The organism is Polaromonas sp. P1_F6 (genome assembly GCF_056405695.1).
Map to the genome: position 1 here is coordinate 304,790 of NZ_JBFUBQ010000002.1, position 12,959 is coordinate 317,748.

Annotated in this window: 12 protein-coding genes; 9 read left to right on the top strand and 3 right to left on the bottom strand. The window is 59.8% G+C overall.

Features of this window, described 5'->3' with window-relative positions:
* Positions 1 to 90: 90 nt before the first annotated feature.
* On the bottom strand, positions 91 to 1,035 hold the full coding sequence (gene trxB, locus AC1DY9_RS07395) for a thioredoxin-disulfide reductase (protein WP_477666179.1): 945 nt from the start codon (positions 1,033 to 1,035) through the stop codon (positions 91 to 93).
* Positions 1,036 to 1,211: 176 nt separating this feature from the next.
* On the opposite strand from trxB, the gene AC1DY9_RS07400 reads away from it, so the two are divergent.
* The 3 genes from AC1DY9_RS07400 to lolA all read left to right on the top strand — a co-directional run bounded on the left by AC1DY9_RS07400 (position 1,212) and on the right by lolA (position 5,142).
* Positions 1,212 to 1,889, top strand: a complete 678-nt coding sequence (locus tag AC1DY9_RS07400; protein ID WP_431097946.1) for a Crp/Fnr family transcriptional regulator — start codon at positions 1,212 to 1,214, stop codon at positions 1,887 to 1,889.
* Between the two features lie 248 nt (positions 1,890 to 2,137).
* Complete coding sequence (locus AC1DY9_RS07405; protein ID WP_457279491.1) at positions 2,138 to 4,492, top strand: DNA translocase FtsK; 2,355 nt, start codon at positions 2,138 to 2,140, stop codon at positions 4,490 to 4,492.
* 5 nt (positions 4,493 to 4,497) lie between these two features.
* A complete protein-coding gene (lolA, locus tag AC1DY9_RS07410) occupies positions 4,498 to 5,142 on the top strand; it encodes an outer membrane lipoprotein periplasmic chaperone LolA (RefSeq protein ID WP_477666180.1) in 645 nt (214 codons plus the stop codon).
* Between the two features lie 54 nt (positions 5,143 to 5,196).
* On the opposite strand, the gene AC1DY9_RS07415 is transcribed toward lolA, so the two are convergent.
* Positions 5,197 to 5,769 carry a class I SAM-dependent methyltransferase gene (locus tag AC1DY9_RS07415; RefSeq protein ID WP_457279489.1) on the bottom strand — a complete coding sequence of 191 codons (573 nt, stop codon included), beginning with the start codon at positions 5,767 to 5,769 and terminating at the stop codon, positions 5,197 to 5,199.
* Between the two features lie 146 nt (positions 5,770 to 5,915).
* Between AC1DY9_RS07415 and AC1DY9_RS07420 the strand changes: the two genes are divergently transcribed.
* The 6 genes from AC1DY9_RS07420 to AC1DY9_RS07445 all read left to right on the top strand — a co-directional run bounded on the left by AC1DY9_RS07420 (position 5,916) and on the right by AC1DY9_RS07445 (position 11,614).
* Positions 5,916 to 7,208, top strand: coding sequence for a replication-associated recombination protein A (locus AC1DY9_RS07420; RefSeq protein WP_457279488.1), 1,293 nt, complete (start codon positions 5,916 to 5,918; stop codon positions 7,206 to 7,208).
* A gap of 263 nt (positions 7,209 to 7,471) precedes the next feature.
* Positions 7,472 to 8,401, top strand: coding sequence for a branched-chain amino acid ABC transporter permease (locus AC1DY9_RS07425; RefSeq protein ID WP_457279487.1), 930 nt, complete (start codon positions 7,472 to 7,474; stop codon positions 8,399 to 8,401).
* A 34-nt stretch (positions 8,402 to 8,435) separates the two neighbouring features.
* Positions 8,436 to 9,554, top strand: a complete 1,119-nt coding sequence (locus AC1DY9_RS07430; RefSeq protein ID WP_457279486.1) for an ABC transporter permease subunit — start codon at positions 8,436 to 8,438, stop codon at positions 9,552 to 9,554.
* Between the two features lie 11 nt (positions 9,555 to 9,565).
* A complete protein-coding gene (locus AC1DY9_RS07435) occupies positions 9,566 to 10,333 on the top strand; it encodes an ABC transporter ATP-binding protein (protein WP_457279485.1) in 768 nt (255 codons plus the stop codon).
* 14 nt (positions 10,334 to 10,347) lie between these two features.
* Positions 10,348 to 11,064 carry an ABC transporter ATP-binding protein gene (locus AC1DY9_RS07440; protein WP_457279484.1) on the top strand — a complete coding sequence of 239 codons (717 nt, stop codon included), beginning with the start codon at positions 10,348 to 10,350 and terminating at the stop codon, positions 11,062 to 11,064.
* 160 nt (positions 11,065 to 11,224) lie between these two features.
* Positions 11,225 to 11,614 (top strand): DUF2845 domain-containing protein, encoded by a 390-nt coding sequence (locus tag AC1DY9_RS07445; RefSeq protein WP_457279483.1) that lies wholly within the window; start codon positions 11,225 to 11,227, stop codon positions 11,612 to 11,614.
* A gap of 336 nt (positions 11,615 to 11,950) precedes the next feature.
* On the opposite strand, the gene AC1DY9_RS07450 is transcribed toward AC1DY9_RS07445, so the two are convergent.
* The gene (locus tag AC1DY9_RS07450) at positions 11,951 to 12,952 is read right to left on the bottom strand and encodes a Bug family tripartite tricarboxylate transporter substrate binding protein (RefSeq protein WP_457279482.1); all 1,002 of its coding nucleotides are present in this window, start codon (positions 12,950 to 12,952) and stop codon (positions 11,951 to 11,953) included.
* Positions 12,953 to 12,959: the final 7 nt, after the last annotated feature.

Here is a 12,959-nt window from a genome sequence, read left to right on the forward strand (position 1 = left end):
GTCCAATTCTGCCGATTGAGAGCCTCGGCAGGGTGGCAAAAGAACTGGAAAAAAGAGACAAAAAGAGGAAGTCAGCGCTTCCTCTGGTTTTCAGGAGCCTTGTTCCAGGAAGCGCTGGGCATCCAGCGCCGCCATGCAGCCTGTTCCGGCGCTGGTAATTGCCTGGCGGTAAATATGGTCCTGCACATCGCCGGCAGCGAAGACGCCCGGAACGCTGGTCATGGTGGCAAAGCCCTGCAGGCCGGTTTTGGTGATGATGTAGCCGTCTTTCATTTCCAGCTGCCCTGCAAAGATGTCTGTGTTCGGCTGGTGGCCGATCGCGATAAAACAGCCTTTGAGGGTGATGTCCTGCGAGGCATCGCTGTTTGTGCTCTTCAGACGGACGCCGGTCACCCCTGAAGCGTCACCGAGCACCTGCTCCAGCGTGTGGTGCAGTTTGAGCTCGATCTTGCCCGCGGCCACTTTTTCGTGCAGTTTGTCGATCAGGATGGCTTCGGCCTTGAATTTGTCGCGGCGGTGTACCAGCGTGACTTTGCTGGCGATGTTGGATAAATACAGTGCCTCTTCGACGGCGGTGTTGCCGCCACCCACCACGCAGACCTCTTCTCCGCGGTAGAAGAAGCCGTCACAGGTGGCGCAGCCGGAAACGCCGCGGCCCATGAATGCCGTCTCCGACTCCAGGCCCAGGTATTTGGCGGAGGCACCGGTGGCGATGATCAGCGAGTCGCAGGTGTAAGTCCCACTGTCGCCCGTCAGGGTAAAGGGGCGTTTGCTGAAGTCGACCTTGTTGATGTGGTCAAAAATAATCTCGGTCTTGAAGCGCTCGGCGTGCTCCTGGAAGCGCTGCATCAGGTCGGGCCCCTGCACGCCATGCACGTCGGCGGGCCAGTTGTCGACCTCGGTGGTGGTCATGAGCTGGCCGCCTTGCGCAATGCCGGTGATCAATACCGGGTTGAGATTGGCGCGCGCTGCGTAGACGGCTGCGGTGTAACCCGCAGGCCCTGAACCGAGGATGAGGACTCTGGAATGTTTCATGATGAAAAACTGATTGGGAAAGTGTAAGAACTCATGTAGAGTCATGCCGCATAAGTGCAGCGTCAAGTAAAAACAGCTGCTGGTACTTTTCAGGCATTTGATTTCTTATGAGATTGCGTGCCATTGTAAGAACTCACGCGACTAGCCGTCGGATGTGAGGTTGGGAGATATCTGCTATGACGACGATGGTGTCTAACCTGGAATTGATTCGCCGGGTCCCTCTTTTTTCCGTGTTGACTGCCAGCCAGGCTGCATCGGTCGCCGATACCGTGGTCAAGCGCCGGTTCAAGCGCGGCGAGCCTATCGTGGAACAGGGCAAAAAATCCAACGCCCTTTCCATCATCCTGACCGGCCGCGCACGCGTCATCACCACGGATTCCCGTGGCCGCGAGGTCATTCTGGCCACCATGCACCCCGGCGACTATGTGGGTGAAATGAGCCTGATCGACAACGAACCTCACTCCGCCACGGTGCGCGCCGAGATCCAGACCGATGCCCTGATCCTGGGCCGCCTGGAGTTTGCGCGTTGCCTTCCGGAAAACAGCTCCATGGCCTATGCCGTGCTGAAGGGGCTGGTCCAGCGACTGCGCCATGCAGACCGCCAGATCGAATCGCTGGCCCTGATGGATGTGTATGGCCGTGTGGCCAGGGCGTTGCTCGAATTCGCCAATGAAGACGGCAGCGGAAATGCCGTGATCCGCGACAAGGTTTCAAGGCAGGATCTGGCCAAGATGGTCGGCGCTTCGCGCGAAATGGTCAGCCGGGTGATGAAGGATCTTGAAGAGCGCGGATTCATCGAAACCCGCGACGATGGCTCGCTTTTGGTGAAAGAGCGTCTTCATACGCTGGGATAGGGCCCTGGCAGACCCCTGCCGTACGGTTTGGCGTCTCTGGCGCCCCTCAAAGCCCTTAGCCAACTGCGGTAAGCTTGGTACTGCAACCCGGAAATATCGAAACATGAAAGCGCGTCTTCGTACCCATGGCGGCGTTGCAAGCCTTGCGAAGGCAAATAGCCTTCGCTGCGGCTCGCGCCTTGCTCTGGGCACGAATCCATCCCTTTCATTTTGTCTCGCTACTTCCGGCTCGCAGTACTAGCCGGGCCATGACTTACTCACTCGACACCCTGAACTCCAGAAATTCCCCAGCCGCGGGCGCGCCCAGCGGCATCAAACGCTTTGCCCATGAAGTCAGCCTGATTCTGGGTCTGCTCGGCCTGATTTTCTGGCTCGCGGCATTGCTCAGCTATTCATCGCAAGACGCTGCCTGGTCAACATCCGGTACCGCGGACGTCCTGGGCGGCGCCCAAGCTGCGGCCCGCAATTGGGGTGGCCGCCTGGGCGCATGGCTGGCAGATGCGAGCTATTTCCTGCTGGGCTTTTCCGTCTGGTGGGCATTGGCGGCAGGCGCACAGGTCTGGCTGTCTTCATTGGCGCGCTGGCTTCGCGGCGAACCCCTTGCTGCCGATTCATCCCACTCCGCCGGCCGGATCCGGTTCTGGCTGAGCCTGCTCCTGCTTTTACTGGCCAGCGCGGCGCTGGAATGGTCCCGGCTGTATCGTTTTGAGTTCAGGTTGCCCGGCCACGCTGGCGGCGTGCTGGGTTACCTGGCTGGAACGCAGGGTGAGAAATGGCTGGGCTTTGCTGGTTCGGGCCTGGTTTTCATTGCGCTCGGCGTGATTGCCGTGTCCGCCGTGTTCGGCTTTTCCTGGGCGCATGTGGCCCTGCGTGTCGGCGCCTGGATTGACAACCTGATTGATTCCCGGCGCGAAAAGCGCGAAATCGCCGAAGACCTCGCCTTCGGCAAGCTGGCTGCGCGCGAGCGCGAAGAGACCTTGATAGACGAGCGCATCGAGATTGAAGAGCACCACCCGGTGCCGGTCCTGATCGAGCCCGTGCTTGTGGACATTCCCAAAAGCGAGCGCGTGGCAAAAGAACGGCAAAAGCCGCTCTTCAGTGAAATGCCCGACTCCAAGCTCCCGCAGGTTGATCTGCTGGACGGTGCGCTGACGCGCCAGGAAACCGTGGCGCCCGAGACGCTGGAAATGACCTCGCGCCTGATCGAGAAAAAGCTGAAAGATTTCGGCGTCGAGGTGCGTGTCGTGGCCGCCGCTCCCGGCCCCGTCATCACACGTTATGAGATCGAACCCGCCACGGGCGTGAAGGGTTCGCAGGTTGTCAACCTGGCCAAGGATCTGGCGCGCGCCCTCAGCCTCGTTTCCATTCGCGTGATCGAAACCATTCCCGGCAAAAACTACATGGCGCTGGAGCTGCCCAACGCCAAGCGCCAGTCCATCAAGCTCAGTGAAATTCTGGGATCGCAGGTCTACAACGAAGCCAAGTCCATGCTCACGATCGGTCTGGGCAAGGACATCAGCGGCGCTGCGGTGGTGGCTGATCTTGCCAAGATGCCGCATTGCCTGGTGGCCGGTACCACCGGCTCGGGCAAGTCGGTCGGCATCAACGCCATGATCCTGAGCTTGCTCTACAAGGCCGATGCACGTGACGTGCGGCTGCTGCTGATCGACCCCAAGATGCTGGAGATGAGTGTCTATGAAGGCATTCCGCATTTACTGGCGCCGGTGGTCACCGACATGCGCCAGGCCGCCCACGGCCTGAACTGGTGTGTGGCCGAAATGGAAAAGCGCTACAAGCTCATGAGCAAGCTGGGCGTGCGCAACCTGGCCGGTTACAACGCCAAACTCGACGAGGCCAAGGCCAAGGGCGAATTTATCTACAACCCCTTCAGCCTCACGCCGGAGCAGCCCGAGCCGCTGGAACGCCTGCCTTACATCGTGGTGGTGATCGACGAGCTGGCCGACCTGATGATGGTGGTGGGCAAGAAGATTGAGGAACTGATTGCCCGCCTGGCGCAAAAAGCCCGGGCCGCCGGCATCCACCTGGTGCTGGCTACCCAGAGGCCAAGTGTGGATGTGATTACCGGCCTGATCAAGGCCAATATCCCGACCCGCCTGTCTTTCCAGGTCAGCAGCAAGATCGACAGCCGGACCATCCTTGACCAGATGGGCGCTGAGGCATTGTTAGGAATGGGTGACATGCTTTACATGCCGAGTGGTACAGGCTTTCCAATTCGGGTGCATGGTGCGTTTGTGAGCGATGATGAAGTACACCGCGTGGTGGCCTACCTCAAGCTGCAGGGCGAACCCAATTACATCGATGGCGTTCTGGAAGGCGGCACGGTCGATGGCGAGGACGGCGACCTGCTGGGTGATGGCGGCAGTGGCGGCAACGGCGGCGGTGAAAAAGACCCGATGTACGACCAGGCCGTGGAAGTCGTGCTGAAAAACCGCAAAGCCAGCATTTCACTGGTGCAGCGTCATCTCAAGATCGGCTACAACCGCGCGGCGCGGCTGGTCGAAGACATGGAAAAAGCCGGGCTGGTCAGCGCCATGAGCGGCAGCGGCCAGCGCGAAATCCTGGTGCCCTCACGGGCGGAGTGACGATCATGAAGAAATATTTTGCTACTATTTTGATAGCTGCTTGCGCCCATTCCGTATGGGCCGACGGCCTGGAAAGCCTCGAAACTTTCGTGAAGACCGTCAGCAGCGGCCGCGCCGAGTTCTCCCAGGTGGTGACTGCGCCCGGCAAGGACGGCCAGGCTGCACGCAGCAAGACGTCGAACGGTACGTTTGAGTTTTCACGGCCCAACCGTTTCCGCTTTGTCTATAAAAAACCTTTTGAGCAAACCATCGTGGCCGACGGCCAGACCCTGTGGCTCTATGACGCAGACCTGAACCAGGTCACCTCGCGCAAGCTCGCCCAGGTACTCAACGGAACCCCGGCCGCCGTGATCGCCGCTGCTGCTGACCTCAAGGGCCTGCAAGCCGATTTCAACCTGGCTTCCTTGCCTGACAGAGATGGTTTGCAGTGGATACAGGCCAAACCCAAAACCAAAGACGGCCAGTTGCAGAGCATTAGCGTCGGTTTTAAACCGACCGGGAAGGGCAGCGAACTCGCCATGCTGGAAATCCTTGACAGCTTCGGCCAGAAGTCAGTGATGACCTTCAGTCAGTTCGAGATTAACCCTGCACTTGGCCCTGCGAGCTTCCAGTTCAAGACGCCGGCTGGGGCGGACCTGATTCGCCAGTAACCGCCTGCGGTGGTTTTCCCATGCCGGTTTCAATTCCCGGATTCATGGTGGTCATCAAACCCGGTTTTCTGGCTTTCTCACTGACAGTTTGATTCTGTATTCCGAGAGGATGTTGTTTTTTTCGCGCGCCATGATTTCCAGCTCTTCGCCTGAAAGCTTCCCGTCCGAAAACATCTGGCTATAAGGATCGGCGATCACTACTTCCACATCAGTGGTCACAAAATCTACCCCCAGATAATGGGCAAAGGGTGAGTTGGGGAAGCCCTTCAATTTCCACTCGTCATTGTTTTTTTTATCGAACAGTGCAAACAGGGCGGGGGTGATGATTCGCACGTGCGTAGGATCGCTGATGAAATTGTCGTGCCTGGGATGGGGTACGTTAACTTCAATGACAGCACTGTTTTTGCATACGCGATAGAGTTCTTTCATGATGCCCAGAAAAACACTGGATTGCTGGCCCATGTGCTCAAGAGAATGATTAAAAATGACGGCATCGACTGAACTGTCGTCCCACATCCACGGAGTGACTTCTACGTTAAAAACTACATCCGGGTTGCATTCCTGAAATGCGTCCACGTTGACATATCCGGCAAACTTGTTGTGACCGCAACCAATATTGAGTTTCATAAGGATTTACCGCAGTTTTTGATGAATTGATGAGCCAGTAGTGATTATCGGTGTGCGCAACCGCAAGCTGTTTGCGGCCCCCAGGCAGCGCTGACCAGACACTAAAGAACCCCTTGCGCTAACTAGATGCCGCACATGTATCCCTTATGCCAACGAAGAGCCAACCTCTAGCAGAACGCTTGCGCCCCCAGTCGCTGGGCGAGGTCATCGGCCAGCAGCATCTGCTGGGCGAAAGCATGCCGCTGCGCATCGCATTTGAATCAGGCCAGCCGCACAGCTGCATCCTCTGGGGACCGCCCGGCGTCGGCAAGACCACCATCGCGCGGCTCATGGCGAGCAGTTTTGATGCTCACTTCATCACCATCTCCGCCGTGCTGGGCGGCGTCAAGGACATCCGGGAGGCAGTCGAGCAGGCGTCTGTCTGGCAGGGGCAGGGCGGCAAGCGCACGATTGTGTTCGTCGATGAGGTGCACCGCTTCAACAAAAGCCAGCAGGACGCTTTTTTGCCGCATGTGGAAAGCGGCCTTTTCACCTTCATCGGTGCCACCACCGAAAACCCTTCGTTCGAGGTGAATTCGGCCTTGCTTTCACGCGCCGTGGTGTATGTGTTGCAGCCGCTGGAGGAGGCAGATCTCAAGCAAATAGTGGCCAAGGTGCTTGCTGAGCATGCGCTACCAGCTATCGAAACAATAGCAAATGAAGCCGTTGACAGGCTGGTTGCCTATGCCGACGGCGACGCCCGCCGCCTCTTGAACACGCTCGAGTCCCTCAGCGTGGCGGCCAAGGCCGAAAAAGTGACCGACGTCGGCGACGTCTGGCTGCTCAAGGTACTGGGCGAGCGGATGCGGCGCTACGACAAGGGCGGCGAACAGTTCTACGACACCATCTCGGCGCTGCACAAGTCGGTGCGCGGTTCCGACCCCGATGCCGCGCTCTACTGGTTCATGCGCATGCTCGACGGCGGCGCCGAACCGCGCTACATGGCGCGCCGGCTGGTGCGCATGGCCAGCGAAGACATCGGGCTGGCCGACCCGCGTGCCTTGCGCATGGCGCTGGATGCTGCGGAAGTCTACGAACGCCTCGGCTCCCCTGAGGGCGAGCTGGCGCTGGCCCAGTGCGTCATCTATCTGGCGGTCGCGCCCAAGTCCAATGCGGTCTACAAGGCCTTCAACGAAGCCAAGGCTTTCATCAGCAAGGACGGCACCCGCCCGGTGCCCCTGCATTTGCGCAATGCACCAACAAAGCTCATGAAACAGCTCGATTACGGCAAAAACTACCGTTACGCCCATGACGAGGAAGACGGCTTTGCCGCGGGTGAGAATTATTTTCCGGAAGGCATGTCACCTCCAGGTTTCTATCGCCCCGTCAACAGAGGACTGGAGATACGCATAGCGGATAAGTTAAATGAGTTGAAAATTAAGAACAATAAGAAAAACTGATAAAAAACAAAAGCCGCTGATAAAGGTGAATTCGACCCGAAAATTTCACTTTCTCAAGGGTAAACCCCGCGAAAACCGCACCGCTGGCTCGATTCTCGCTAGAGACGCTTGGCTACAATTTGCGGATTAGCTCGCCAACTTCACCAGCCATCCGGCTTTGATAGGCGGGCTTTTTGTTAACTCAAGCCAGTCACCGGCGATCCCGGTGGATGGTGGCCGCCAGGCGGAGTTGGCGATTTCATCAAACGGACGGAGAGTGAGTTATGGAAATATTGCTACAGCAGATCATCAATGGTCTGGTGCTGGGCAGCATGTATGCCTTGATCGCCTTGGGCTACACCATGGTGTACGGCATCATTAACCTGATTAACTTCGCACACGGCGAAGTGCTGATGGTGGGGGCTTTGACCAGCTGGACCATCATTGGTCTGATGCAGGATTCCATGCCGGGCACGCCGGGCTGGATTATTTTGCTGATTTCGCTGTTGATCGCCTTTGTGGTGTGCGGCGCCCTCAATTTCGCGATTGAGAAAATCGCCTACCGGCCCTTGCGAAACTCCCCCAAACTGGCCCCGCTGATCACCGCCATCGGCATGTCGCTATTGCTGCAGACCCTGGCCATGATCATCTGGAAGCCCAACTACAAGCCCTATCCCACGCTGTTGCCTTCCGAGCCCTTCCAGGTCGGCGGTGCTGTCATCACCGTGACCCAGCTCTTCATCCTGGGCGCAACCGTTGTCTCCCTTTCCGTACTGATGTGGCTGGTGCATTACACCAAGCTGGGCCGCGCCATGCGTGCCACCGCTGAAAATCCCCGCGTCGCGGCGCTCATGGGCGTGCGCCCCGACACCGTCATCTCGGCCACCTTCATCATCGGCGCCATCCTCGCCGCGCTGGCTGGCGTCATGTACGCCTCCAACTACGGCACGGTGCAGCACACCATGGGCTTCCTGCCCGGCCTGAAGGCCTTCACGGCGGCTGTGTTCGGCGGCATCGGCAACCTGGGCGGCGCGGTGCTTGGCGGCATTTTGCTGGGCCTGATCGAATCCATCGGCGCCGGCTACATCGGCCCGCTGACGGGCGGCGTGCTGGGCAGCCAGTACTCCGACATTTTTGCTTTCATCGTGCTGATTTTTGTGCTCACGCTGCGGCCTTCGGGCTTGCTGGGTGAGCGTGTAGCGGACCGGGCGTGACGCCGCGTCCATCCGGTACACAAGGAGAACAATCATGAATTCTGTCAAATCGAAAAAACTCATTACCTTCCTGATCGTCGCGGCGGCACTGCTGGTGCTGCCCCTGATCCTGCAGCAGGGCGGCAACGCCTGGGTGCGCATTGTCGACATGGCGCTGCTGTATGTGCTGCTGGCCCTGGGCCTGAACATCGTGGTCGGCTACGCCGGCCTGCTGGACCTGGGGTATGTCGCGTTCTTCGCGGTCGGCGCCTACCTGTTCGCGCTGCTCGGCTCGCCGCACCTGGCCGACGCCTTTCCCTGGATTGCGGCGCAGTTTCCGAACGGGCTGCATTTGCCGATCTGGGCGATCATCCCGGCCGCAGCGGCCCTCGCCGGATTCTTCGGCGTGGTGCTGGGCGCCCCGACCCTCAAGCTGCGCGGCGATTACCTCGCCATCGTCACGCTGGGTTTCGGTGAAATCATCCGCGTGTTCCTGAACAACCTGGACCGCCCCATCAACCTCACCAACGGTCCCAAGGGCATCAACCAGATCGACTCGATGAAGTTCTTCGGGTTCGATCTGGGCAAGCCGCATGAGTTTTTCGGCTTTGAGGTCAACTCGGTGTCGATGTATTACTACCTCTTCCTGGTGCTGGTGATCGTCTCGGTTGTGGTTTGCCACCGCCTGGAAAATTCCCGCATCGGCCGCGCCTGGATGGCGATCCGTGAAGACGAAATCGCCGCCAAGGCCATGGGCATCAACACTCGCAACCTGAAGCTGCTGGCCTTCGGCATGGGCGCCACTTTCGGCGGCGTGTCGGGTTCCATGTTTGCCGCCTTCCAGGGTTTTGTGTCTCCCGAATCCTTCAGCCTGATGGAGTCGGTCATGATCGTCGCCATGGTGGTGCTGGGCGGCATCGGCCATTTGCCCGGCGTCATTCTGGGTGCCTTGCTGCTGGCCGCGCTGCCAGAAGTGCTGCGCCATGTGGCCGGCCCGCTGCAAGCCATGACCGACGGCCGGCTTGACTCCGCCATCCTGCGCCAGCTGCTGATCGCGCTGGCCATGATCAGCGTCATGCTGATGCGTCCGCGCGGCCTGTGGCCCGCTTCCGAGCACGGCAAGTCGCTGAACAAGCCCGTCGGCCCGGACCCTATCCAGTCAATCAACCCCTAAGGAGAATGGACATGAGCGAAACCATTCTTAAAGTCTCGGGTGTCTCCAAGCGCTTCGGCGGTTTGCAGGCTCTTTCCGATGTCGGCATCCATATCGAGCGTGGCCAGGTGTATGGCCTGATCGGCCCCAACGGCGCCGGTAAAACCACCTTCTTCAATGTGTTGACGGGCCTTTACACACCCGACAGCGGCACCTTCGAGCTCGCCGGCAAGCCCTACAAGCCGACGGCGGTGCACGAAGTGGCCAAGGCCGGCATTGCCCGGACCTTCCAGAACATCCGCCTGTTTGCCGACATGACCGCCCTCGAAAACGTCATGGTCGGCCGTCATATCCGTACCAATTCGGGCCTGATCGGCGCCGTGCTGCGCACTCCTGGTTTCAAGCACGAAGAAGCCGCCATTGCCAAGCGCTCGCAGGAGTTGCTCGACTATGTCGGCATCGGCAAATACGCCGACTTCAAGGCCCGCACCCTGAGCTACGGTGACCAGCGCCGCCTGGAAATTGCCCGGGCCCTGGCCACCGACCCGCAGCTGATCGCGCTCGACGAGCCGGCCGCCGGCATGAACGCGACCGAAAAAGTGCAGCTGCGCGAGCTGATCGACCGCATCCGCAAGGACAACCGCACCATCCTGCTGATCGAACACGACGTGAAGCTGGTCATGGGCCTGTGCGACCGCGTCACCGTGCTCGATTACGGCAAGCAGATTGCCGAAGGCGCGCCCGCGGACGTACAAAAAGACGAAAAAGTGATCACCGCCTATCTGGGCACAGGTCATTGAAGGAAAGCAAGAACATGGCAAACACACTCCTTAAAGTGACCGGCCTGAAGGTCGCTTACGGCGGCATCCAGGCGGTCAAGGGCGTTGACTTCGAAGTCAACGACGGCGAACTGGTCACCCTGATTGGCTCCAACGGGGCCGGCAAGACCACCACCATGAAAGCCATCACCGGCACGCTGCCGATGCTGGGCGGCGACATTGAATATCTGGGCAAGAGTATCAAGGGCCGCGGCGCCTGGGACCTGGTGAAAGAGGGCCTGGCCATGGTGCCGGAAGGCCGCGGCGTCTTCACCCGCATGACCATCACCGAAAACCTGCAGATGGGCGCCTACATCCGTAGCGACAAGGCGGGCATCGCCGAAGACATGGAAAAGATGTTTGTGCTGTTTCCCCGTCTGCGTGAACGCAAGGACCAGCTGGCCGGCACCATGTCGGGCGGTGAACAGCAGATGCTGGCCATGGGCCGCGCATTGATGAGCCGCCCCAAGGTGCTGCTGCTGGACGAGCCCTCCATGGGCCTTTCGCCCATCATGGTCGACAAGATCTTCGAAGTGGTCAAGGACGTTTCAGCCCGCGGCGTGACGGTGCTGCTGGTCGAGCAGAACGCCAGCCGCGCACTTGGCATTGCCAACCGTGGCTACGTCATGGAGTCGGGCAACGTCACCATGAACGGCGACGCGAAAGCGCTGCTGAACGATCCGCGCGTCAGGGCCGCTTACCTCGGCGAATAAGTGAGCGCCCGCGCGCCGGCAGGCGCCGCGGGACGCACGTTATCCCGTAAATCTGACCAACCGGCGCAGGGCATAAATGCCTTGCGGCGCCAAATATTTGCGCATAAAGTTCGAAGAGTGCGCACCACGCGCACTCTTGTTGAACCTTGGGGAAGCCAAAATGAACCAGTATGTTGTCCGCACTGCTGTCGTGATGTTCGCCTTCCTGGCCTCATCCTTTTTCACCGGCGCTTCGGCCCAGTCACTGCGCTGCAAGGGCGACCTGGCGCAGATCGGCAATTCCAAAGGCACGATCCTGCAAAAATGCGGCGAACCTGTCATGAAGGACACTTTTTGCAAAGCCACGCCTGACACCGTGTCCAGCGCGACCGTTGTGACACCAAATACCGCAGGTTCCACCACCAGCACCACCACCAACGTAACGGTCAACACCTGCCAGCAGGTCGAAGAGTGGACTTACAACCCAGGTTACGGGCAGTTCATGACCATGCTGCTGTTTGAGGGCGGTTCCCTGAAGAGCATTCGCTATGGGGATCGCGTGACCAGGTGAGCCCCCACGGTGGTGATGGAGCCCCCACGGTCGCTCACTGCGTGTAGCTCCCTGCCCCCCGAGGGGGCCGCCCGCCCTACGGCCCGGCAAAGCCGGTTCCGGGGCTCGTGCTGGGTTTAAGAATTCTTTGGGCACTATCGGCGGAGGTATTCACCAGTGGGTGCCGCGGAACCGGCTTTGCCGGGCCGCAGGCACCGTCCCCTGCAAGGGGAAAAGGGCTACACGCAGTGAGCCCGATAGGGGTGTGCCAATTTTTCGGCTTCGCCGGCCCCAGGCGCCGCCCCCTGAGGGGGGAACAGGCTACACGCAGTGAGCCTGGAAGGGGGTGGACCTATTTCAATCCACTTTGGCGCCTGAGGCCTTCACCACTTTTTCATACTTCGCCATTTCGCTTTTCATGAAGGCGCCGAACTGCTCGGGTGTGTTGCCCACAGGTTCGGCCATCAGTGTGGCAAAGCGGGTTTTGGCTTCGGGTGAATTCAGCGCGGCGACGAATGCCTGGTTGAGTTTGGTGATCACGTCTTTCGGTGTGCCTGCGGGCGCCACCAGTCCCCACCAGGTGTCGATCTCAAAACCCTTGAGCGTCTCGGCCACGGCAGGCACATCGGGCAGCATGGCGCTGCGTTTGGCTGTAGTGACCGCCAGCGCCTTGAGCTTGCCGGCCTTGATGTTGGCGGATGCCGTGGCCAGGTTGTCAAAGTTGTAGTCCACCTGGCCGCTCAGCAGCGCCAGTTGCGCCGGGTTGCCGCCGTTGTAGGGGATGTGCAGCGCGAAGATGCCGGCCTGTGCCTTGAACATTTCGCCGGCAAGGTGCCCGGCGCTGCCGTTGCCGCCGCTGGCGTAATTGAGCTTGGCCGGGTTGGCCTTGGCGTATTTGATCAGGTCGCCCAGCGAGTTGATGTTCAGGCGCCGAGCAGAATCGGCGTTGATCACCAGCACATTGGGCACGCGCACCAGCTGTGTGATGGGCGCGAAGTCGGTCGCCGCGTTGTACGGCATCCTGCTGTAAAGCCAGGGGTTGATGGCGTGGGTGGCAACGGCGGAAATGCCGATCGTCATGCCGTCGGGTTGCGCCTTGGCGATGGCGTCGACACCGATGTTGCCGCCGCCGCCGGGTTTGTTCTCAATGATGACCGGGCCCAGCGTGTCCTTGACGCGTTCGGCCATCAGGCGGGCCGTCACGTCGATCGGGCCACCGGGTGCATACGGCACGATGATGCGCATGACCTTGGGCTGGGCGTGCGCCAGAGGGGCTGACAGTGCCATGCCGGCAATGAAAAGGGCACCCAGGCATTTGCCGGGCAGGGAAGTGAGGAGGGAAACGGGTCGAATGTTCATGCTTCGT